The 23845-nt window shown below is 54.6% G+C and carries 17 protein-coding genes; 6 read left to right on the forward strand and 11 right to left on the reverse strand.

Going from position 1 to position 23845, the window contains the following annotated elements; genetic code table 11:
- Window positions 1–15: 15 nt before the first annotated feature.
- The 3 genes from BWI76_RS19095 to galF form a co-directional block, all read right to left on the reverse strand.
- A complete protein-coding gene (locus tag BWI76_RS19095) occupies window positions 16–1449 on the reverse strand; it encodes a capsule assembly Wzi family protein (RefSeq protein WP_004138698.1) in 1434 nt (477 codons plus the stop codon).
- A gap of 997 nt (window positions 1450–2446) precedes the next feature.
- Window positions 2447–3076 carry a phosphatase PAP2 family protein gene (locus BWI76_RS19100; RefSeq protein ID WP_004138697.1) on the reverse strand — a complete coding sequence of 210 codons (630 nt, stop codon included), beginning with the start codon at window positions 3074–3076 and terminating at the stop codon, window positions 2447–2449.
- A gap of 459 nt (window positions 3077–3535) precedes the next feature.
- Window positions 3536–4432, reverse strand: coding sequence for a UTP--glucose-1-phosphate uridylyltransferase GalF (galF, locus tag BWI76_RS19105; RefSeq protein ID WP_024360046.1), 897 nt, complete (start codon window positions 4430–4432; stop codon window positions 3536–3538).
- 961 nt (window positions 4433–5393) lie between these two features.
- Between galF and BWI76_RS19110 the strand changes: the two genes are divergently transcribed.
- Complete coding sequence (locus BWI76_RS19110) at window positions 5394–6980, forward strand: TerC family protein (RefSeq protein ID WP_004138695.1); 1587 nt, start codon at window positions 5394–5396, stop codon at window positions 6978–6980.
- 244 nt (window positions 6981–7224) lie between these two features.
- Here BWI76_RS19110 and asmA read toward each other — a convergent pair whose 3' ends face one another.
- The 4 genes from asmA to alkA form a co-directional block, all read right to left on the reverse strand.
- Window positions 7225–9072, reverse strand: coding sequence for an outer membrane assembly protein AsmA (gene asmA / locus BWI76_RS19115; RefSeq protein WP_049087582.1), 1848 nt, complete (start codon window positions 9070–9072; stop codon window positions 7225–7227).
- Between the two features lie 27 nt (window positions 9073–9099).
- Window positions 9100–9681 (reverse strand): dCTP deaminase, encoded by a 582-nt coding sequence (gene dcd, locus BWI76_RS19120; RefSeq protein ID WP_004138694.1) that lies wholly within the window; start codon window positions 9679–9681, stop codon window positions 9100–9102.
- A 90-nt stretch (window positions 9682–9771) separates the two neighbouring features.
- Window positions 9772–10413: a uridine kinase gene (udk, locus tag BWI76_RS19125; protein ID WP_004122537.1), complete on the reverse strand. Its 642-nt coding sequence runs from the start codon at window positions 10411–10413 to the stop codon at window positions 9772–9774.
- Window positions 10414–10527: 114 nt separating this feature from the next.
- Complete coding sequence (gene alkA / locus BWI76_RS19130; RefSeq protein WP_004138693.1) at window positions 10528–11376, reverse strand: DNA-3-methyladenine glycosylase 2; 849 nt, start codon at window positions 11374–11376, stop codon at window positions 10528–10530.
- Window positions 11377–11512: 136 nt separating this feature from the next.
- Here alkA and yegD point away from each other — a divergent pair, with 136 nt between their 5' ends.
- A complete protein-coding gene (gene yegD, locus BWI76_RS19135; protein ID WP_004138692.1) occupies window positions 11513–12865 on the forward strand; it encodes a molecular chaperone in 1353 nt (450 codons plus the stop codon).
- 127 nt (window positions 12866–12992) lie between these two features.
- Here the strand turns inward: yegD and BWI76_RS19140 are convergent, their stop codons facing one another.
- From BWI76_RS19140 to fdnG, 4 genes are all read right to left on the reverse strand, one after another.
- Window positions 12993–14279 carry a citrate synthase gene (locus tag BWI76_RS19140; protein ID WP_004138691.1) on the reverse strand — a complete coding sequence of 429 codons (1287 nt, stop codon included), beginning with the start codon at window positions 14277–14279 and terminating at the stop codon, window positions 12993–12995.
- Between the two features lie 280 nt (window positions 14280–14559).
- Window positions 14560–15189, reverse strand: coding sequence for a formate dehydrogenase cytochrome b556 subunit (fdoI, locus tag BWI76_RS19145; RefSeq protein ID WP_004138689.1), 630 nt, complete (start codon window positions 15187–15189; stop codon window positions 14560–14562).
- A complete protein-coding gene (gene fdxH / locus BWI76_RS19150; protein WP_004138688.1) occupies window positions 15186–16088 on the reverse strand; it encodes a formate dehydrogenase subunit beta in 903 nt (300 codons plus the stop codon). Before fdxH ends, fdoI begins: the two co-directional genes overlap by 4 nt.
- A 12-nt stretch (window positions 16089–16100) precedes the next feature.
- Window positions 16101–19151, reverse strand: a complete 3051-nt coding sequence (gene fdnG, locus BWI76_RS19155) for a formate dehydrogenase-N subunit alpha (RefSeq protein WP_004138687.1) — start codon at window positions 19149–19151, stop codon at window positions 16101–16103.
- A 651-nt stretch (window positions 19152–19802) separates the two neighbouring features.
- Here fdnG and BWI76_RS19160 point away from each other — a divergent pair.
- The 4 genes from BWI76_RS19160 to BWI76_RS19170 all read left to right on the forward strand — a co-directional run bounded on the left by BWI76_RS19160 (window position 19803) and on the right by BWI76_RS19170 (window position 23701).
- On the forward strand, window positions 19803–21773 hold the full coding sequence (locus BWI76_RS19160) for an ATP-binding protein (protein WP_369816491.1): 1971 nt from the start codon (window positions 19803–19805) through the stop codon (window positions 21771–21773).
- Window positions 21770–22468 carry a response regulator transcription factor gene (locus BWI76_RS19165; protein WP_024359146.1) on the forward strand — a complete coding sequence of 233 codons (699 nt, stop codon included), beginning with the start codon at window positions 21770–21772 and terminating at the stop codon, window positions 22466–22468. Before BWI76_RS19160 ends, BWI76_RS19165 begins: the two co-directional genes overlap by 4 nt.
- 366 nt (window positions 22469–22834) lie before the next feature.
- Entirely contained in the window at window positions 22835–22975 is a 141-nt protein-coding gene (locus tag BWI76_RS28210; protein WP_004138686.1) for a small membrane protein, read from the forward strand.
- Between the two features lie 108 nt (window positions 22976–23083).
- A complete protein-coding gene (locus BWI76_RS19170) occupies window positions 23084–23701 on the forward strand; it encodes a helix-turn-helix transcriptional regulator (RefSeq protein WP_004138685.1) in 618 nt (205 codons plus the stop codon).
- Window positions 23702–23845 lie beyond the last annotated feature (144 nt).

A 23845-nucleotide genomic window follows, 5' to 3' on the forward strand; every position in this document is an offset into this window, starting at 1 on the left:
GTTGCTGTAGCTAGGCTATAAATTAAATGGTATTTCAATCCCGGCACTGGCACCAACGTCGTCGCTATCACTGTTATCAGCATCGGTGTACCAGAGGGAAGTATTTAAACGCACTGATTTATACACATCCCCGCTCCAACCCAACTGTACTCCTTTCAGAGTATCCGATTGCGGGAAGGCTTTATTTATCGACTGACTTCTTGGATTGACCTTGGCATAGGCCAGGCGTGCGCTCCAGCGTTGATTATCTTCCGTCACTAATTCAACCTTGCCGGCGTATAATTGGCCATCGCCGCCCATTGCGTCACCCAGCGGATATCCTTGTTGATAATACCCGTCGGTATAAATATGGTGGTTGTAGCTGTAGTTCAGGCGGTCCATGTTCGAGCGAGTATCATGAGCTTCCACATACCAGTTGATGGCATCTTTACCCCAACCGTGGTGCCCTTCAACTCCTCCCAAGAACATATTTGCAGAGGGAAGATAGCCGGCCTCATCTTCACCAATCAGTTGACCATAGAAACTAATCGGCCAACCAAGCGTAGGCTCCAACTTAAATTTGAAATCAAAACCGGCTAGCTGGTTACCCGGTTCATTGGCCGTGCCGGTGTTATCTTTGCCCGCCAGACCATCCCAGAAGCTGCTAAACGACTCCGGTCTCCCTTCTCCGCCCCACTGCATAATGCGCGATGCGCCAAGCTCAAGGGACTGGAAAGGAGAAAACGTCAGACGACCGCCGATAATTTTGGTATGCGGTACGGCGGTATATTGATTCATCTGGCTGGCGGAAATCTGATACTGCCACGGGCCAATCCAGCGCAGCCACCAGGTTTCCGGTGCGGCCTGTTCAGCACGCTGCATTAAAACGCCGGTCATCGGGCGCATCGCATCACCGCGGATCAAGCTGCCCTCGTAACCCGGTCCCCACCACTGCGGCATCTGGCCGAACGAGAGCCACTGGTTCCAGAATTTGACCGCGCCGTAGGCGCCATTAGCATTAAAACGGGAACCGTTGCTGATGCGTTCGTCACCTTCAACGTTGCCCTGTAGATGCACATCCCACCATTCGCCGCTGTTATTAAAGGCCAATGATAAAGAACTATCCGCAGGCTGATTCTGGCCAAATCCCTGCGGCGTTCCGGGTTTATCCGTTGAGGTATAGCCACTCACGCGGAAATCAGCTTTTAAAGAATCGAGACGTTGGTTTATTCGAGCGAGAACAACCTGTTCAGAAGAGTAAGAGGGTTTTGCTTTCTTAAGTGCCCGATTAATCTCTTCCTGGCTCAGAGGCCAGGTCGACAGGCTGAGATGAATAACGCCGCGATCGGAAAGCCACGCCAGATCGTTGCGCAGTTCGTTATCATTCATCACTAACCCGGAGGCATAGGCAAGTGAGCTGGCTGAAGTTAGCAGCCCTAATGCGAGTGCGATTCGCGCAATTTTTATCATTGTACAAGATCCATTTAAAGCCCCGTTTCCGCAAGCTGGCGCGACAAGGGGAACACAGATAGATGCAGCGCCCTCTGACGCCAACCTTTGCTATTTTTGGTCTGCAGGTTTGAGCAAAGAAAACGAAAGCATGTTATCGGATTCTCAGGTCAACGCCCGCTTTTGATTCACAGGCTATCTGCAATACACAATGTATGCGAAATTGTTATTGAAGGCCATTCCTTACGCTTTACACCCGCAGTTTCTCCTGCCCGCCCCCAAACGGAACGCTCTGAGCTGGCGCCAACACGCAAGTATATACAGGTTGTGAAGATAATCACCTGTATGAAGTCCACTTTAGGAATTTCGGTCGCATGAAATGAGATGTGATATAGAGAAAACGTCCGTCCGCAGGTACGCTACCGCCCTTGGCTTAACAGCTACCAATGCACTGCACTTCTTTCCCTTTAAATTCAATCGCAGATTTCGATAAATCGGCGATTAATCCATCAAAACAAACAATTTCGCGGCCATAAGTTTACGAGATTCTGTCCTCAATTGGGAGCGTAATCTTAAATTATCAGATACGCTGGCAGCGCTATGAACTTCTCGTCGATAAGGTTATTGTTTTCCGTTCACCACTTACAAATGACAGCAGTACAGAACAACTGAATAATTTCAACTTCATGATTTTATTACTTTTTCACCACAAAAAATGTGTTGACTTAGTTTCAAATTAATTATAGTTAGTCAACTACAAAAATTAATAGTGAAAAGAATTATGCCAGCATGGTGTTATCATTATTAAATTCGATATTTAGCCAGAAAACTTATTTAGGAAACATCCTGGCGACTTATCATTAAGCTAATTATTGTGCAGAATGGCCCATCACAGATTTATTTCATGGATATGAAATATCGCAGCGGCAGGCCATTTCACCTTAAATTTCATCTTGCATACAATGTGAACAGCACATGAATCACTCTGAATCCTTCATCTCGCCCACGCTCACCTGAGTCAGTAAAATCCCTTGTGCAGATCAACTCGGGTAAAAGGTTTTTCCAGTGGGCCAAGCTTCACCGCTATCTCGCCCAACAGCGATTGGGTTGGCGCCTTCGCCCCGGTATTCAGCAGAAGCGCCGGGATAATGAGCATGCTTGCCAGGCTGCCAAACGATAACTGCGCAGTATAAGTATCGCGAACACGCGACTGCAGCAGCAGAAAGGCTGCACTCCCTGCGGCGCCCAGCAGCAAGCCGGCAATAACTTCCGAAGTTGAATGTGCATGAACCATCAAACGGGAATAGCCTACCAGCCCGGCTAGTGCATATCCGAATACGACGGCAGTAAAACGAAGAGCTGGTGTGGCACGCGCGCACAGCAGCCATAAGAGGATTGGCCAGAAAGCGGAAGAGAGTGCGGTGTGCCCGCTAAAGCCGGTGAAGTCCAGCTCGCGAATCCCGATACCCCAGCCCATAAATGCCAGTTTTGATGCGCAGACAATTGCGCCAGTTATACCGAACAGCAGAGCCCAGTGCCAGGCCAGCTGCTTTGAATCTTTTCGCAGAAAAAGAACGATAAACAGTACCGCCGCACTGGGTAACAGTACGGTGCTATCGCCAAAAAAAGTGACAACCTGCCAGTTCATTTCTTTTTCATCCTTTGACGATCTCTCCAGTCCGTAACGTCTTTTCCGCGACATTGGTGTGGGCATACACAATCAGTAACTTCACATTATTATGCATGCGTTACCGTTGTTTAATGCGCAAACATGATCTCAGTCAAGTTTTATTTTCGTCTCACGCCTTGACTAAGGGCCACTTACTTAAGAAAAGTCTTAGTAAGTAATTATCAGCAAAGAGTAAATTTAGCTAGTCCGACCATTTCAGCATGATACGTGTTCTTCTACTACCAGAAGTCTCCGAACATTGCCTCATGTTCGCAAACGCTACAATATAACAAGAAAACCGCTAACTCATTGTATTAAAATGGATACTAATCAGTGATACCTGCTGTACTTAACGGTGTGAACGGTCACGAATTGTCTGTTCTTCATCAGAAAACTCGGACCGCTCACTCTCATCCGCTAAAAAACTATGCGCTTAAACTATGCCAGCAGCTTCTTAATGCTCTCGCGGAATTTTGCCCCTTCTTTATGGTTACGCAGACCGTAGCTTACAAAAGCCTGCATGTAGCCCATTTTTTTACCGCAGTCATAGCTATCGCCAGTCATTAACATCGCATCGACCGACTGCTTTTTCGCCAGCTCGGCGATGGCATCGGTTAACTGGATGCGTCCCCAGGCGCCCGGCTCGGTACGCTCCAGTTCGGACCATACATCGGCAGAGAGCACATAACGCCCCACCGCCATCAGGTCAGAATCCAGGGTTTGCGGTTCATCAGGTTTTTCGATGAATTCAACGATTCGGGCCACCTGCCCTGCCGATTCCAGAGGATCTTTAGTCTGAATAACAGAGTACTCGGAGAGGTCGCCTTCCATTCGTTTGGCCAGAACCTGGCTACGGCCCGTTTCATTGAAACGCGCTACCATCGCGGCAAGGTTATAGCGCAGAGGATCGGCGCTGGCGTCGTCCAGAATGATATCCGGGAGCACAACCACAAAGGGGTTATCGCCAATCAGCGGGCGCGCGCAAAGAATGGAGTGGCCTAACCCCAACTGCTGGCCCTGACGTACGTTCATAATGGTTACGCCAGGAGGACAGATAGCCTGCACCTCCGCCAGAAGCTGACGTTTTACGCGTTGTTCGAGCAATGCTTCCAGTTCATAGGAGGTGTCGAAATGGTTTTCTACCGCATTCTTGGATGAATGCGTTACCAGCACGATTTCCTTGATTCCCGCAGCTACAATTTCATCAACAATATACTGCACCATAGGCTTGTCGACGATCGGCAACATCTCTTTCGGAATGGCCTTAGTGGCGGGCAACATATGCATCCCTAATCCTGCTACCGGTATAACTGCTTTCAAACTCACCATTTTCATATCCACCCGTATGGTTATAAACCTTTTGATCCTGTCAGTTTGTATCTATCACTGGCATTTATCAGTGATGATACACGGTTGATCCCTGCCATACTGTCCGTCAAATTCTGAAATTACACGTATAATTTAAGAATACACGTAAAGTCTACATACCAATAGACAGATTTAAGAAAATTCTTATACGCAATATTTCGAAGTAAATATCTAATATTTACAATATGTTAGGCAAAAAAACCGTTCCATTCAATTCATAAGATTGAGTAATGACGTTCATCGTTCCTCCATCATTCCTCTTTTAATACCTTGTTATCTTTCACAATGAGTTGATACAGAACAAGTGACTGCAAAAAAATAAAAATCCAGACCATATAATCGATTATAGTGTTAATAAAATTATTTAACGCACAAAACCGTCTGAACGGCAGCAAATTACTCGTCACAACGGGTTTCAGCAGCAGCGACGTCTTCCCCGCTAACCCCTGGTGCCTTTTACTGGCAACAAATTATTCCCACTGCTGTTTTTGCCGCTCTGCGTCCCCCGATAACGCGCATCACATCCTCCGGCAAAAATTGATCTCCGACAAGCCACGACATTAAGTAGTATAAATATCTAAATTCCAGGAAATTGTTGTTATATACATCAAATCTATTGATAGACTTTACCGTTTGCCGGAGACCGCCCTGGTATAGCCATTCAGCGCCTGCGCGGAATCCGGCATAAAATCAGGCGGGCCATTTCAGCCTATATCGATGAAAATTCGCACGATGACAAATAATAACCAGCCGATATGCTTGTGGTTGAATACGGTTATATCCTGTGCAAGTGGCTATTTTATTTACAGGTATTACGAGGCCCCGTTTGGCGCCCGAGGTAATTAACAGCAGAAAATATTGCATTTTATCTATGGCTTATCCATGATCGGTACATGGCACTCTTAGGTTGTAAAGGTTTTAACTGAATATGGAATGGATTGCCGACCCTTCGATCTGGGCCGGGCTCATCACGCTTGTCGTTATTGAGCTGGTACTCGGTATTGATAATCTGGTCTTTATCGCCATTCTCGCGGAAAAACTCCCTCCCGCGCAGCGCGACAGGGCGCGCGTGACCGGTCTGCTGCTCGCAATGGTGATGCGCCTGCTGCTGCTGGCGTCGATCTCATGGCTGGTTACTCTCACCAGGCCGCTGATTACGTGGCACGATCTGAGCTTTAGCGCTCGCGATCTCATTATGCTGTTTGGCGGGTTGTTCCTTCTCTTTAAAGCCACCGTTGAGCTCAACGAACGGCTGGAAGGCAAAGATAGCGATAACCCGACCCAGCGCAAAGGCGCCAGGTTCTGGGGAGTGGTTGCGCAAATCGTGGTGCTTGATGCCATCTTCTCTCTCGATTCGGTGATAACCGCGGTCGGCATGGTTGACCACCTGGCGGTAATGATGGCTGCGGTGATTATTGCCATTAGCCTGATGCTGATGGCCAGCAAGGCCCTGACCCGCTTTGTTAACAGTCATCCGACAATCGTTATTCTCTGCCTGAGCTTCCTGTTGATGATCGGTTTTAGCCTGATTGCCGAAGGCTTTGGCTTCCCTATTCCCAAAGGATACCTGTACGCCGCCATCGGCTTCTCGGTCATGATTGAATCCTTCAATCAGCTGGCGATCTTTAACCGTCATCGCTTTCTCTCGGCCAACCTGACGTTACGCCAGCGAACCACTGAAGCGGTAATGAATCTGTTGAGCGGCCACAAGGAGAATAACGAGCTGGATAGCGATACCGCTTCGCTGGTTGCCGATCGCGACGATAACCCGCTGTTTAATCCACAGGAACGGCGGATGATTGAGCGGGTACTGAATCTCAATCAGCGCACCGTCAGCAGCATCATGACCTCGCGTCATGATATTGAATATATTGATCTCAGCGCTCCGGAAGAGGAGATCCGCGCCTTACTCGACAAGAATCAGCATACCCGCCTGGTGGTTACCGGCGTCGATGATGACGAAGATATGCTTGGCGTCGTGCATGTGATCGATCTGCTGCAGCAATCGTTACGACATGAACCGCTCAACCTGCAGGCCCTGATTCGTCAGCCGCTGGTGTTCCCGGAGACGCTACCGCTGCTTCCGGCGCTGGAGCAGTTCCGCAAAGCCAGAACCCACTTTGCCTTTGTGGTTGATGAGTTTGGCTCCGTCGAGGGCATTGTCACGCTCAGCGACGTTATGGAAACTATCGCCGGTAATTTGCCTAATGAAGTAGAAGAGATTGACGCTCGCCACGATATTCACAAAAACGGCGACGGTAGCTGGACGGTCAACGGGCATATGCCGCTGGAAGACCTGGTCCAGTATGTCCCCCTGCCGCTGGATGAGAAACGTGAATACCATACGGTCGCCGGTCTGCTGATGGAGTACCTGCAGCATGTGCCGCAGGAAGGTGAAGAAGTGAACCTTGACGGCTACGTTCTGCGCACGCTGCAGGTGGAGAGCCATCGGGTGCAAAAAGTACAAATAGTGCCGCCGGCGCATAATGAAGATGAACTGGACTATGAAGTGTAATGCTCACTTCAATGAATATTCTAAAGCCGCACGAACAATGGCAAACCGGTTTTTGAGGAGCCGTTGACATTACTGCCGGGCGGCGGCTGACGCCTTACCCGGCCTAAAAATCCACGCCCGCAACACATAACGCCTTCCCCGTAGGCCCGCGCAAGCAAAGCGCCGCCGGGCAATGCCACATGTCGCACTTTGTCAGCAAAGACGCCGGCCATGGATTATCATCCGCCGACAACAACCGCCAGACTCACAGCTTATCCAGCAGCTTCTTCACATCCTTGCCATCCTGAGTGTTTTTATTGCGTTCGGCCCATTCACTAAGCCGTTTTTTCGCTTCATCCTGCAGCTGCTTGCGGAGTATCTGGTCCACCTGCAGACTGTAGCTCAGCGTCTGCCAGTTGCCATAAATTCGCAATGGGATCGCCGTCTGCTTGAGCCTATCGATGAGTTTGCTCTCGCCCTTCCAGCCGCCCAGTACCCGGACGTTGAAGCGCATATCGCAGTCTTCTTTCAGCAGATTGAGTTCACCCTGCCCGGTTAACGCCATCAGTTCAGATTGCCCCTGCATACCCTTTAAGGTCACCTGTCCATTATCCAGCGCAAACTCGGTGCTGACGGAGTCCAGCCTGGTCGCATTATCGTAGTTTTCCTGCGCCTGAACGTTGGTGCTGCGCTCGACGGCCTGCTGGACTAGCTGCTGGAAATTAAGCCCTTCAGTGCGCGTATCCGTCATCTGAATTTGCGCCTGCCCCTGCCAGCTGCGGCGGAACTCGTCGGCATCAATCTTGCCGCCGGAGAACTCGCCGGTCAGCGAGAGCTTGCCGGTCAGGTTTATCGAATAATTGAACGCTTTCAGAATCGAGCCGATCTCAACGTTGTCGAGCTGCGGCTCGAAGGAGGCTCGCGGCGTTTCACCTCGCGCGTCCAGCGAGCCGGGGAGCGAGAGTCGCCCGCCGTCCAGGTTCCCCTGCATCTGATGAATCGTCAGCAGCCCCTGCTGGTTGCTGATATCGCTTTTCACTTGGGTAAAATGCATGCCACGCCACTGCAGCTGCTCAGCCGTGATGCTCAGCCGGGCGTTAAAACCGCGCAGCGAGTTGTAATCCTGCTGAATACCGTTATCCGCAATAACCGGGCGTAGCTGCCTGGCCTGGCTTTGCCCCTGCTGGTTAACGCCATTATTGTCAGATGCTGAGGGATGAGACAGCAGGCTATCGAGGTTGAGCGTGCCCGCCTGAAGATTCAGCGTCCAGTCAGGCTGTTGGCCCAGCACCACGCTACCGTTGCCGGCAACGGTACTGCCGTTAGCCGTTAAGTTCAGCTTATCGAAGCTGAGCTTTTTCGCATCCTCGAACCAGCTGGCCTGCATGCTGGCCTGACCGCTAATCCCTTCAGGGGGAAGCTCCGCGCCGCGAAGCTGCCAGTTCAGTTGTGAAATATCCGCCTTCAGAGAATGAGGATAATCACCGCCCTGCACCTGGGCGGTGAAGGAAAGCGCCAGATCGCGCTGATCGCGGTTCACCCGGCCAGAGAAATCGACCGTTGCGCGATGGCTGCTGTCCTGCTCCATCTGCAGGCGGATATCGCGCACCGTCACCTGCTCGCCATCTTCATGCTGAAAAAACAGCACGCTATCGGCTATCTGCAGCTTCTGGACATCATACGACCAGCCGCGATCCTCCGGAACCTGAGGCAACGTGTTGTCGTGCGGAACGACCGGCGCTCCTTTGCTGCGCACGGCTTCGGTTTTGGGAGTCAGTTGGATCACCGCCCCCTTCAACATCACCTGCTTAACCTGCAGCTGATGCGAGATCAGCGGCAGCAGCCCGACGTCAAGGCGCATATTATCCGCGCGAATGACCGGTTCTGCCGCGCCGGGCGCGGTCAGGGTCATGCGGCCTGAGAGAATGCTGAGCTGCGGCCAGACGTGCCAGCGCAACGGCCCATTGAGTTCAAGCTGATAGCCGCTACGATCCGCCACCTCTTTAACCATATAGGCGCGAAAATCGTTGGGGTTGACCAGCAATACCAGCGCGGTAAGACCGGCGACAACTACCGCCAGTAAGATCATCAGCGTGGTCAGAATTCGTCTCATGGCATCCTCAGCAAACCGCTAAAATTATCAATCCTTGTCGATTCGACTCGCTACCGCGCCCTGCTGGTCGCGATATTTCGCATCTTCGCGGCGGTTATAAGGACGCACCGCCGGGCCGGATAAGGGTTCAAAACTTAACGCGCCGATCAGCATCCCTGGACGCAGCGCCAGCGGCAGCTTACCCGAATTATAGAATTCCAGAACGATACAGCCGGACCAGCCCGGATCGATGCGGTGCGCGGTAACGTGCACCATCAAGCCCAGACGCGCCAGCGAGGAACGGCCATCCAGCCAGCCGACGAGATCCGGCGGCAGGGTAACCGATTCAAAGGTCACCGCCAGCGCCAGCTCGCCCGGATGCAGGAAGAACGCCTCACCATCTGGCAGAACAATCTCTTCGCTCATCACCCGATCCAGCGCCGCGCTGACTTCCGCCTTCGGCCCGCTCAGGTCAATAAAGCCCGCCGTGTGCCCGCGGAAAGTCCGAAACTTATTCCCCAGCCGAACATCGACCGTCGCGCCGTTAATGCGCTCAACGGGCGGGCGCGGATTAATGGCCAGTCGCCCCTCATCCAACCAGGTTTCTATATCTCGGTCGCACAGACGCATGAACGTTCTCCTTTAAGGCATTGCGCCCCTACGCCTTCCGGGGATAAGGGCAAATTGGCTTCTCTTTGCACGTTACACAATTCGTTCGTGTTATTCAAAGAACTGACTGATTTTGGCCTTCAGAATATCGATGGCGATACGGTTCTTACCGCCGCGAGGCACAATAATATCGGCATACTGCTTGGAAGGGTCGATAAACTGCAGGAACATCGGGCGCACCGTTTTCTGGTACTGCGCCATCACTGAATCCATCGAACGTCCGCGCTCGTTGACGTCTCGCTTGATGCGGCGCATCAGGCAAATGTCCAGCGGGGTGTCGACAAAAATGGAGAAGCTGAGTTCGTTGCGAAGGCGAGCGTCGGTCAGCAGCAGAATCCCTTCAAGAATGATGACTTTCTTCGGTTCGATATGGATAGTTTCCGGCATACGGGTATGTTCAACGTAGCTGTATACCGGCAACTCTATCGGCTGGCCGCTTCTCAGCATCTGCAGATGCTGAAACAGCAGACTATGATCCATGGAGCTTGGATGGTCATAGTTGGTTTTTACACGCTCTTCCATCGACAGATGACCTTGATCCTTGTAATAGCTGTCTTCCGGAATAACGCCGATATGTTCATCGCCGACCTGTTCACGTAATTCACGATATAGCGTACTGGCGATAAGGCTTTTGCCCGAAGCCGATGCGCCGGCGATGCCTATAATGACGCACTGATGAGACGTATCAGTCATAAATTTTTGCGACCTGATTAACCTGGGAATGTAGGAAGGGTGGCGGTTGACCGCCAAACGCCGCAATTATAGGGATTTCAGCGCGTCGATACCAGTGCTAAGCGCCTCTCGGGTCTATTCCTCCTCCGGCGACCAGCCTTGCGTATACCAGATATGCAATAAAGCGTACGAGCGCCAGGGGTGCCAGCGGCTGGCGTAGCGCGCAATCCGGCTCGGCGTCATGCCGGGAAAACGCTGTTTAATCAGATAATCATCCGCCAGAAAGATATCCGGCGCCTGCCAGCCGCGCAGCGCGAAATAGTTCGCCGTCCAGCGGCCAATGCCGGGCAGCGTCTGCAGCTGCTTTATTCCAGCGTCGATATTATCCGGCGCCCGGAGGGGAAGTTCGCCGCTGATGGCCGCCCGCGCCAGGTGAATCAGCGCCTCCGCCCGCCGCAGGGGCATACCCAGCGCCTTCAGCGCCAGCGGATCGGCCTGCGCCAGCCGCTGCGCGCTCGGGAACAGATAAAAGCCCGGCGCATCGGTCAACGGTTCCCCGAAGGCAGCCACCACTTTCCCGGTCAGCTTTGCCGCCATGGCCACGCTCACCAGTTGGCCGAGCACCGCGCGTACCGCTTGTTCAAACGCATCCAGGGATCCCGGCAGGCGCAGCCCCGGCCTTGGCAGCGCGAGGTTTCCCAGCGTCAGGGCGATCCGCTGCGGGTCGCAGGACAAATCAAATAAGCGCGCAACCCGCGCCAGGCACTCTTCCGCGACCGGCTGTAGCCCGGCGGAAAGCGTCACCCGCATGCCCTGCGCGGCGTCATCCGGCGTCACCGCGATCAGCCCGGCGTGGCCATTGAGGGCAAAGCTGCGGCAGTAGCTGTTGTCGACAAAAGTTTCAATCCCCTGCACGGTACGCGCCTCAAGAAAATGAAACATCCATTGCCAGTCGTAGGGGGGATGCCAGGGTAGCAGCGTCATCATTTCTCCTTTTTTAGCGCTTCAATCATAGCGGCTCTGCGCCGCGGGCGCCTTGCTTTTAAATTCCAGTTGTCGCAGTGCCGTCAATCCGCTAAAGTCGCCCCCCTTCTTCACCGGCATGGGGATTTTGCAGGCTATGTTTATTGGTTTTGACTACGGTACCGCTAACTGTTCGGTGGCGGTAATGCGCGAGAATACGCCGCAGCTGTTAACGCTGGAAAACGGCAGTTCACTGCTGCCATCCATGCTTTGCGCGCCGACCCGCGAAGCGGTCAGCGAGTGGCTCTACCGCCATCACGATGTCCCGCCCAACGGGGATGAAAACCAGGCGCTGCTGCGTCGCGCCATTAGCTTCAACCGCGAGGAAGATATCGACGTACTCGGCAACAGCGTGCAGTTTGGTCTCGCTTCGCTGCATCAATACGTTGAAGATCCAGAAGAAGTCTACTTCGTGAAGTCGCCGAAATCCTTTCTCGGCGCCAGCGGGCTCAAGCCGCAGCAGGTGGCGCTGTTTGAAGACTTAGTGTGCGCCATGATGCTGCATATCAAACTCCAGGCGCAAACGCAGCTGCCAGAAACCATCGACCAGGCGGTTATCGGCCGGCCGATTAACTTCCAGGGACTGGGCGGCGATGACGCCAACGCCCAGGCGCAGGGCATTCTCGAACGTGCGGCAAAGCGCGCGGGCTTCCGCGACGTGGTGTTTCAGTTTGAACCGGTCGCCGCCGGTCTGGATTTCGAAGCGACGCTGAGCGAGGAAAAACGCGTGCTGGTCGTCGATATCGGCGGCGGTACCACCGACTGTTCACTGCTATTGATGGGGCCGCAGTGGCGGGAAAAAGCCGATCGCCAGCAAAGCCTGCTTGGCCACAGCGGCTGCCGGGTCGGCGGTAACGACCTTGATATCGCCCTGGCCTTTAAATGCCTGATGCCGCTGCTGGGTATGGGCGGCGATACCGAAAAAGGCATCGCGCTGCCGATTCTGCCGTGGTGGAATGCGGTGGCGATTAACGACGTCCCGGCGCAAACCGATTTTTACAGCGCCGCCAACGGTCGCCTGCTTAACGATTTGCTGCGCAGCGCCCGCGATAGCGAAAAAGTCGCGCTGCTGCTGAAGGTCTGGCGTCAGCGTCTGAGCTATCGCCTGGTGCGGAGCGCGGAAGAGAGCAAAATCGCCCTGTCCGCGCAGCCGAGCGTCACCGCCGGGCTGCCGTTTATCAGCGACGAGCTGGCGACAGCCATCAGCCAGCAGGGTCTGGAAGCGGCGCTGGATCAGCCGCTGGCCCGCATCATGGAGCAGGTTCAGCTGGCGCTGGATAACAGCAATGACAAGCCGGATGTGATTTACCTGACCGGCGGCAGCGCTCGCTCGCCGTTGATCAAAAAAGCGCTGGCGGCACACCTGCCGGGCATTCCGGTGGCCGGCGGCGATGATTTTGGCTCGGTCACCGCCGGGCTGGCCCGCTGGGCGCAGGTGGTGTTTCGTTAATCAAACGGTACGATCCCGGATTGCGGCTGACGCCTTATCCGGGCTACCGACCAGGGTTTGGTAGGCCGGGCAAGGCGACAGCCGCTGCCCGGCAACAATACGAACACAATATCAAAACCGCGCTCTGTTATTTCCCTTCACGCCGTGAAACATAATCCCGCCGCTGTTCGCCGGTATAAATCTGCCGCGGACGATAAATCGTCAGCGGCGCTTCGTGCATTTCGTTCCAGTGCGCCACCCAGCCAAGCGTTCTGCCCACGGCGGTAATCACCACAAACATCGATGAAGGCAGTCCCATCGCCTTGAGGATCACTGCGGTATAGAAATCCACGCTCGGCGACAGGCCATTTTCAACAAAGTACGGGTCGGTCAGCGCCACCTCTTCGAGGGCCATCGCCACCTGCAACGGCATGTCGGACATCCCCAGCTCTTCCAGAACCCGATGACAAGTCTCGCGCAAAATAGCGGCGCGCGGGTCAAGATGACGGTAGCGAGAGTTACCGAATCCCAGACGACGGAACGTCTGCGGGTCGCGTTTCGCTTTGCTCAGGAACGCCGGAATTTGATCAACGGTGTTGATCTCCTCCAGCATCCGCATACTGGCTTCGTTCGCCCCACCGTGGGCCGGTCCCCACAGAGACGCGAGCCCGGCGGCGACGCAGGCAAAGAGATTCGCCCCGGAGGAGCCCGCCGCCCGGACGGTGGTCGTCGATGCGCACTGGCCGTGGTCGGCGTGCAGCACCAGGATCTGGTTCATCGCCTGCTCAATCACCGGATTCAGCTGATACTGTTCCGCCGGAATAGCAAACAGCATATGCAGGAAATTCCCCGCATAGGAAAGATCGTTGCGCGGATACTGCGCCGGTTGCTCAATTGAAAACTTATAGCTCATCGCCGCGAGCGTTGGCATTTTCGACAGCAGGCGGGTGGCGGCCAGCGCGCGGTGCTCAGGATTTTCAACGTCCAGCACATCGTGATAGAACGCCGCCAGGGTGCCTACCAGGGCGCACATTAAGGCCATCGGATGCGAGTCGCGACGAAAGCTGCTGCACATGCGGGCAATCTGCTCATGCACCAGGCTATGGCGGGTAATCGTGTTTTTGAAGTCCTGATAGCTGGCTTCGTCAGGCGCATCGCCGCGCAGCAGAATCCATGCCACTTCCAGGAAGTCGCACTGGCGCGCCAGCTGATCGACCGGATAGCCGCGGTGCAGCAGAATGCTCTTTTCGGTATCGATCCACGAGATGGCCGACTTACAGCCTGCGGTGTTAGCAAAGCCGGGGTCGAAACTGCATATCCCCGCGGAAGCCAGCGGACGAATATCCATGCCGAGGTAGCCCAGGGTCCCCGAGACCGTACTCAAAGGAATTGACTGTTGTTCATCCAAAGAAAGCGTTAGCGATTTCGTCGTCATCCTGTCAGGTCCCCTTCCACAACGAGTGATGAATTAACCCGGGCGTTTCTCCGGGCGCAACGGCCAACATAACCAGAGTCGTCCGGCGATTCTTTGATATGGATAACCAAAACATTCATAAAACAGCGTTATTATCAGCGGTTTTATGTTGATTACCCTCTAATAATTACCGATAAAAATAGCGCGTAATCGCTTGTTCACCTTGCGGTTTACCTGCCATTACGCGCGCTCGCTACGATAATATCCGCTGCATGGCAGCAAATTTATCGTATTTGTTTTATCAATCCTTCGTCCGTTTCGCTTTCACTTCACGGTACCAGCGCGGGTGATGCTTCTTCGCCCAGGTCTTCGTCACCCAGCCTTCCACCATCGCGGTAATGGTGCCCTTCACCCACAGCGCGGCGTAAATATGCACCATGATCACCACGATCAGCGCGACCGCCGAGAAGGAGTGCAGCATCAGCGCGACGCGGATAACCGGGATGGAGAACGCCGGCGCAAAGTACGGACGCCAGATAATCACCCCGCTCACCAGCAGCAGCACCAGGAAGATAATCGCCGCCCAGAACACGCACTTCTGGCCGAAGTTATAGCGCCCGGTGTCGCCCACTTCCTCGTTGACCACAATCTTGCGAATGTTCTTCGCCCAGAAAATATCGTCCCGGTTGATCAGGTTATGGTGCCAGTAGCGGAAGAACATGATGATGAACGAGGCAAACATAATCACGCCCACGAACGGGTGCAGAATACGCGCCAGCTGCGGGGTGCCCATGATGTGCATCAGCCAGTTGAAGGACGGGAAGAAAAAGCCCAGCCCGCTCACCGCCGCCAGCACGAAGCAGAAGGCGGTGACCCAGTGGTTGATGCGTTCCGGCGCGGTGTAGCGCACGATGGTGTCACGTCTTTTCATTTGCGCACCTCGTCTTTCTCTTCATCCAGATTGTCCTCTTCCTCTTCCGCGCGGTTCGGACCGACGCCGACGTAGTGGAAGATGCTGGCGGCGAAGGTGGCCGCAAAGCCGACCGCCGCGAGAGGCTTCCAGATCCCTTTCCAGAACTTAACCGTGGCGCTGATTTCCGGGTTCTCCGGCAGGCCGTGGTACAGGTTCGGCTTGTCGGCGTGGTGTAGCACGTACATCACGTGCGTGCCGCCAACGCCTGCCGGATCGTACAGCCCCGCGTTGTCGTAACCGCGGGTTTTCAGCTCGGCGACGCGCTCGCCAGCCAGCGTTTTCATCTCCTCTTTGGAGCCGAAGTGGATAGCGCCGGTCGGGCAGGTTTTCACGCACGCCGGCTCCTGGCCAACGTTAACGCGGTCGACGCACAGCGTACATTTGTAGACGCGGTTATCTTCCGGGTTCAGACGCGGCACGTTGAACGGGCAGCCGGCGATGCAGTAGCCGCAGCCGATGCACTGCTCGGACCGGAAGTCGACGATGCCGTTGGCGTACTGAATGATCGCCCCTTCCGCCGGGCAGGCCTTCAGGCAGCCCGGGTCGGCGCAGTGCATACAGCCATCCTTGCGGATGAGCCACTCCAGTTTGTCGTTCTGCTCCACTTCCGAGAAGCGCATCACGGTCCAGGATTTGGCGGTCAGGTCGGCGGGGTTATCGTACACCCCGACGTTGTGACCGACTTCATCCCGGATGTCGTTCCACTCGGAACAGGCCACCTGACAGGCTTTACAGCCGATACAGGTGGTGACGTCGATAAGCTTCGCCACCTCTTCCTGGTGGTCCCGCGCGCGGGGCGCGGGGGTGAAGCCGTTAGTCGCGGAACGACGGATAATGTCTTGCGATTGATAAGCCATAATTCGTCTCCGTTACGCCTTTTCCACGTTCACGAGGAAAGCTTTATATTCAGGCGTCTGCGAGTTCGCGTCCCCCACCGATGGCGTCAGCGTATTGGCCAGGAATCCTTTCCGCGTCGCCCCCTCAAAACCCCAGTGGCACGGAATACCGATGGTATTCACCGTACGGCCATCAATAGTCAGCGCCTGTATTCGCTTAGTCACTACCGCTTTGGCTTTAATAAACCCGCGCTTCGACATCACTTTTACCGTGTCCCCCGCGACGATGCCCTTCTCCTTCGCCAACGCCTCGCCAATTTCAACAAACTGCTCGGGCTGAACGATGGCGTTCAGCCGCGCATGCTTGGTCCAGTGACGGAACAGTTCGGTGATCGAGTAGGTTGTCGCCACGTAGGGGAACTCATCCGCTTTGCCCATATTCGCCAGGTCATCGTGATAGATGCGCGCTACCGGGCTGGAGACCACCTTCGGGTGCAGTGGGTTGGTGCCAATCGGCGATTCGACAGGCTCATAGTGTTCCGGGAACGGGCCATCGTTTAGTTTGTCCAGCGAGAACAGGCGCGCCACGCCTTCCGGATTCATGATAAACGGCCCGACGTTGGTGTTCGGCGCCGCCTGGCTATAGTCGGCGACGTCCATACCGGTCCAGCGTTTGCCGTCCCAGTTCAACAGCGAGCGCTGCGGATCCCAGGGTTTACCCGCCGGGTCCGCGGAGGCGCGGTTGTAGAGGATGCGGCGGTTCGCTGGCCAGGACCATGCCCAGCCGGGCGTACAGCCTAAACCATACGGGTCGCTATTATCGCGGTTCGCCATCTGATTGCCCTGCTCGGTCCAGCAGCCGCAGTAAACCCAGCAGTAGCTGCTGGTTGAACCGTCATCTTTTAGCTGCGCGAAGCTGCTCAGCTGCTGGCCTTTTTTGACAACTACCCGGCCCTGCTCGTCAACGATATCGCGCAGCGCCTTGCCGTTGGCCTCCCTGGCGACCTCTTCCGGCTGCGGGTCGAGGGGATCGTGATAATCCCAGGACATATTCAGCACCGGCGCCGGGTTTGCGCCGCCCTCTTGCCGATACAGATCGCGCAGGCGCATAAACAGGCGTCCGAGAATTTTGCCGTCGTGGAGCGCTTCGCCCGGCGGTTCGGCCGCCGCCCAGTGCCACTGTAGCCAGCGGCCCGAGTTGGCGATCGAACCGTTCTCTTCGGCGAAGCAGGAGGAAGGCAGGCGGAAGACTTCGGTCTGGATATCTGCAGGACGCACGTCGTTCATTTCGCCGTGGTTCTGCCAGAAATTCGACGACTCGGTCACCAGCGGATCGATCACCACCAGATATTTGAGCTTCGCCAGCGCGCGGGCGGATTTGTTTTTATCCGGGAACGCCGCCAGCGGGTTAAATCCCTGTACCACGTAGCCGTTGATTTTGCCCTGGGCCATTAGCTCGGCCTGGGTCATGACATCGTATAAACGATCCCATTTCGGCAGCCAGTCATAGCCCCAGCTGTTTTCCGCGGTTGCGGCATCGCCCCAGAAGCTTTTCATCATGCTGACGAAAAACTTCGGCGTATTTTGCCAGTAGTTCACTTCGTTCACGCCCAGCGCCGCGGGGGTGATTTGTGAAATATAGCTCTGATAATCAACCTGTTTTTCCGACGGTAGCGGCATATATCCCGGCAGATTGGTCGAAAGCAGTCCCAGGTCGGTATAGCCCTGAATATTGGAGTGCCCGCGCAGCGCGTTAACGCCGCCGCCGGCCATGCCGATATTGCCCAGCAGCAGCTGCAGCATCGCGGCCGCGCGGATGGTCTGCGCTCCGGTGGTGTGGTGGGTCCAGCCGAGGGCATACAGGATTGTCGCGGTTCGATTCGCAGCGCTGGTGCTGGCTAACAGTTCGCAAATGCGCTGAAAATCGTGTAACGAGGTGCCGCAAAGGCGGTTGACCAGCTCTGGCGTATAGCGCTCAACGTGCTGCTTCAATAGATTCCAGACGCAGCGCGGATGGTTCCACGTATCATCGCGCCTGGCGAGGCCGTTCGCGTCGAGTTCATAGTTCCAGCTGGTTTTATCGTACTGACGCTTCTGCGGATCAAAACCGCTAAACAGCCCCTCGTCGAAATCATAATCTTCCCGCACGATCATGCTGGCGTTGGTGTAGTGACGCACGTACTCATGCTGTATCCGATCGTGTTCGATAAGATAGCGGATCGCGCCGAGCAGGAAAGCGCTGTCGGAGCCGGCGCGAATGGGCGCGTACAGGTCAGCCACCGCCGCACTGCGGTTAAAGCGCGGATCAACGACGATCACCGTCGCATTATTTTTAATTTTGGCTTCGATAACCCATTTGAACCCTACCGGATGCGCTTCCGCCGCGTTGCCGCCCATAATCAGCACCACGTTGGCGTTTTTAATATCCACCCAGTTGTTGGTCATCGCCCCACGACCAAAGGTTGGCGCCAGCGCCGATACCGTCGGGCCGTGGCAAAGGCGCGCCTGGCAGTCAATCGATACCATCCCCAGCGCGCGGGTAAATTTACCGTCAAGGATCCCGGTTTCATTGCTCGCCGCCGAAGAGCACAGCATGCTGGTTGAGGTCCAGCGGTTGACGGTGACGCCCAGGGCATTCTTTTCGATAAAGTTGGCGTCGCGATCATCTTTCATCAATCGCGCGATACGATCGATGGCCTCATCCCAGCTCATACGCGTCCACTTGTCCGAGCCCGGCGCGCGGTACTCCGGATAGCGTAAACGGTTATCGCTGTGAATATAGTCCAGTACGCCTGCGCCTTTTGGGCACAGCGATCCGCGGCTCACGGGATGATCGGGGTCGCCTTCGACGTGATAAATGCGTTCACGCACGTTTTTGGCGTTATCTCCGAAGCTGTACATGAGGATCCCGCAGCCGACTGAACAGTAGGTGCAGTTATTACGGGTTTCTTTAGCTTTTAAGAGTTTATATTGACGCGTCTCTGCGTGAGCGGAAAACGAGGGAAGAAAACCAAGCGATGCTACGGTCGTCCCTGCCATACCACCCGCGCAGATGCGAAAGAACTGCCTGCGACTGAGCTCCATTGTGCCTCCAGCTTAAACTTAAGACAGGAAAAGGGACAATGATTATACGGGTATTTTTGGCTTTTGCATCTGCTGTTAACATTTACGACAAAAAACAAACAATTAATCCATTTCATTTCAACTAGTTAAAATCCATCGCCTTAAAACAGGGGGCCGGGAATGTTAACGCCATGCTAATCATTGTCATCCCCTGCCGTCTACAAACCTTCGGACCGTACCCAACTTCGTTTGACGAGGTAGGCGATGTGCCGCCGTTATCCGGCCATCAATAACAACGGTAATTAACGTTTAATATAACTATCGGGTTTTATATGCGCTGATTAAATAATTTATTGCCACTTTTTATATAACTATCGCGTGAATTCATGGCATAACATCGTAAATCCGTATGTCGTGACTGAACTTTCCGCTTGCTTATTATGCATCTCCCCCATACGTTAACTTTGATTAAGGATCTTCTTACAGCAGGTCTGGCCAGTTCCCCGGCGCGTAGATAACGCTGGAATAATATCTTCGGCACCAGCAGAATGCTGCGTTGTCCAGCCCTACACGTATATTTCCCGAATGGCGGAGGGTTATCTGTGCCAGTAGCAGAGTCCCTGTTCGTTTATACCGTACTGATTTATTAATCCATGCCGCAAGGGGGCGTGATTGAATCGTTCGTGCGCTTTTTTTGATCTTATTCGCAGGAGCCACAGCGCGTATTTCTGGGCAATGTGCGGCGTCATTATTTCCCTGCAGTGGTGGGCGCCGGCGCGCGCGGAAGTCCGCCAGTTGGGTATCGATATCCCGGTCTACTGGTACGCCGACGCCAGCGACACGATGCCCCTCGACGCCTTTCTTTCGCTGCCACAGGAGGCGCTAAAAACGGCGCCGCTTATCCCGTCGTTCGGTTATTCGTCAAAGACCTACTGGCTACGTACTTCGCTCCCGGCGGCCTGGTTTGCAGGCGAGCAGCGCTGGCTGCAGCTCGGTCCGTCGTTTGTCGATCGCTTGAGCGTATTTTATCGCCCCTGCGGCAGCGATGCCCCCTGGAAACAAAAAGAGTTTGGCGACCACGCTTCCGCCCGCGATAACGATCTCGACTACCGCGAAAGCGTGCTGATTTTACCGCCCCCGCCCACGGCGGCTGGCTACGAGATGGTCTTCCGTCTCCAGAGCACCAGCACCCTGATCCTGCTGGCGACGCTCTCGTCGCCGCAGGAGTTCGTGCGTTCGGCAACCCTCGATACCGCCTTCTGGAGTTTCTATTTTGGCCTGGCGGTGATTGCCAGCGGTATCGCCCTGTGGCTTGCCGTCGCGCTGCGCCGACGCCTGCTGTGGGGGATCTGCCTGTTCTCGCTCAACTATCCGCTCGTCGCGGCCCTTCATGGCTACCCGGAATGGCTCTTTGGCGATGCCCTGCTGCCGGTGCAGGATTACATGATTAGCTGCCTGTCGCTGGTGAGCTACGCCACCGCGCTGTGGTTGCATAGCGAAGTTTTCGATTTGAAGAAAAACATGCCGCGGCTGCATCAACTGCTGCTGGCGGCGATCGCCTTAAACATTGTTCTGCAGATCAGTATCCCGCTAGGGTTTTACGGCCAGGCGATGCAGATTGAAGCGGGGATATTCTTCATCGCCGCGCCGATTCTGTTGATCACCTCATGGATGCTGTGGCGGCGCAAAGCGGTTGATATCAACACCCTGCTGTTGGGGCTGCTGCCGCCGGTATACGTCGTCTCCGCCGGGCTGGCGCTGCTCTCTATTCACGGCGTCATTCCGTTTCATAACATGGTTTATTCCACCTGGCAGTACGCGCTGATTATCCATATCGTCACCGTCCTGATCATCGCGGTACTGCGGGTGCGGGCGGAAAACCGTACCCTGGTGCGCAAGCAGCAGCTGGCGCGGGAACTGCAGATTGAACGCGAGGCCAGCTTCCACCAGCGCCAGTTTATGGGAATGGTGGCGCATGAGTTCAGAACGCCGCTGGCGATCCTCCAGGCGGCGCTGGAAAACCAGCGCCTGAGTCCCGCAACCGTCACCCAGAGCTTGCGCCTCGACCGCATGCAGCGCGCGACAACCCGCCTGGTGCAGCTTACCGATAATTGCCTGGCCGACGCCCGCCTCTCCTCCCGAGACCTGCACGCCGACAAGCAGGATGCCGAACTGCTGCCGGTCATCCATATGGCGGCGACCGTCGTGGATCTTTCGCTTAATCATTATTTGAATGTCACCCTTGAGGGGCAAACTGTCGGCCCGCAATCCCCTTCGCCGGTGCTGTTTATTGATAGCGGGCTGCTGTGTATTGCGATCGCCAACCTGCTCGATAACGCGGTTAAATATGCTGCAGCAGGCGAAATAAGAATCGAGATTTATCAGCAGGAAAAGCACGTTGAATTACGCATTGGCGATCGCGGTCCCGGCATCCCGCCGGAACAGGTCGAGCATATTTACGAGCGCTACCGACGCGGCGAAACGCACACCACAACGCCGGCCGGGACCGGTCTTGGGCTGTATGTCGCCCGACAAATCATCCAGGCCCACGGCGGGGACCTGTGGCTGGCAGAAAATAGCTCAGCCGGATGCGAATTTGCGCTCACTCTCCCGCTGACGGGACAGCAGAAGGACAAACCATGACACTACGCGTAGCTATCATTGAAGATAGCGCAGATCTACTCGACGAGCTGCTGGCTTTTCTGCGCCATCGCGGCTTTGACGCCTGGGGCGTCGGCAGCGCCGAGGCCTTCTGGCGGCAGCTGCATCGCGATCCGGTTGATATCGTTCTTATCGATATTGGCCTGCCGGGCGAAGACGGGTTTAGCGTGCTGGACTATCTGCACGAGATTGGCCAGTTCGGCCTGGTCGTCATTACCGCCAGAGGGCATGAGCAGGATCGGCTCCAGGCCTTAAACGCCGGCGCCGACCTCTATCTCATCAAGCCGGTCAACTTTTCCGACCTCGCGGAGAGTATCCACGCGCTGGGCTCCCGGCTTCGCCAGCAACAACCGGCGGAAGGCGTCAATCCGGCGCCATCAGCGGAGCGGTCAGCCCCTTCTCACTGGATTCTCCAGAGCGAGCGCCTGGTGGCGCCATCGGGGCGGATCCTGCCGCTAACGCAGCAAGAGTACCGGCTGCTGGAAGTCTTAATGCGTAATCGCAATGAAGTGTGCAGCAAAGTTGACCTGCACACTTCGCTGTTTACCGATGAGGGCGAGCCGGAACTGCACCGCATCGACGTGGTGATCAGCCGCCTGCGCCACAAGGCCCGCCTACAGGGCATCACCCTGCCGATTCGCGCGATTTTTGGCAAAGGGCTGGCGTTTCTCTCCTGACCTTTCCCCAGCCGGCAGCGGCGACGCCGCCGGCCACCGTTCCGCCATCCGCGCGGGGTCATGGCGAATATGTTTTCAGCCTGGCGTTTCTTGTTAATTTTTTTCAGTTTTTGAGAGGAATGAGAGAAATGAGACTGACAGCACATTAAGAATTTTCTTACATTGACCGGGCGTCGTGAGTGTTTCGACCCAAAGCGACCTGAGCTATCAGGCTATTGCTGAATTCAGCGCGAGCCGAATGCAGGCCGCTTGTCATGCGCATTTCGTCCGCGCATGACAAGCACGGTTTAACGAAGAGTATAAAAATATTCACGTGCCTGCGAGGTACATTTTTAACACCAAAAATTAAGTTAAAGGATCTCAATTATGGCCATGCAAACATGGTTAGCCTTATTGCTGTGCATATTTTGCCTTTGCGTATCTGTTTATAGTCTTGTGTCGTATATCCGCGACAGGCGAAAACAGAAATTTCCGTTTTCAGCAAAGAACTCTACGCGCAGAAAATAACTAAAGTCACATTAATAATAACGAAATCTGCATAGCAACAATCACCGCATACGCCCGGAGGATTGATCACAACATGGCGTTATGTTGATATATCAGGGAAATAACGCCATGAAAAAAGTAAACATCGCCATCAACACCAGAAATACCTTTCTCAGAGAATCATTGGTTTCCGTCGTCAATGAGCTCATCAGCCGCAGCGGGAATCTTAAAGTCGCTTTTTCTTATAAGCATAATGATTTTTTAGATAAAGATATCATCATCGCTGAAGTTCTCCCCGGCGAGATCTATCTGTGCAATACCAGCATAAAGAACCGTAAAAAAAACAGTTCGGTGATTATCCTGCACAGCTATGACAAGCTGCCGGAAAAAGAGCTGATCGTTAACTGTCTCAAGGGCGTTATCTTTGTTTCTATCAAATCGGTCAATATCGATGAGATATTCGAAATTATTGCCCATGAGCTAAAAAGGAGCGAAATTCTCCCCGACGCGCAGAGCAGCAACTCCACGCTCGTTTGCACCCATTGCCCGCATAAAATGCTCTCCAAATCGCAGGCTGCCGTCGCCACCGGCATCATCGATGGCTTTGATATCATTAAAATTTCCGCCCTCAACAAAGTCACCCCCAAAACCATCACCTGGCACAAAAGCAAAATCATGGAAAAATACCGTCTTAATAACAATCATGACTTTTTTCAGTTCATTAACTTGTTAAAAGAGCGCTGGTAAACTCGCGCCCGCGCCCGCCGGTGAGCGCATTTTGTACGTTAAAATTAGGATTTTGACGGCTTGTTAGCGACGGGATTCCGAAAAAGATCGGTAACCTCAAAAACATCTACTCAGGGGTAACGGGCTGCGGGTACCATTACCCGG

The sequence above is a fragment of the Klebsiella sp. M5al genome (assembly GCF_002090195.1).
GTDB lineage: Bacteria > Pseudomonadota > Gammaproteobacteria > Enterobacterales > Enterobacteriaceae > Klebsiella > Klebsiella grimontii.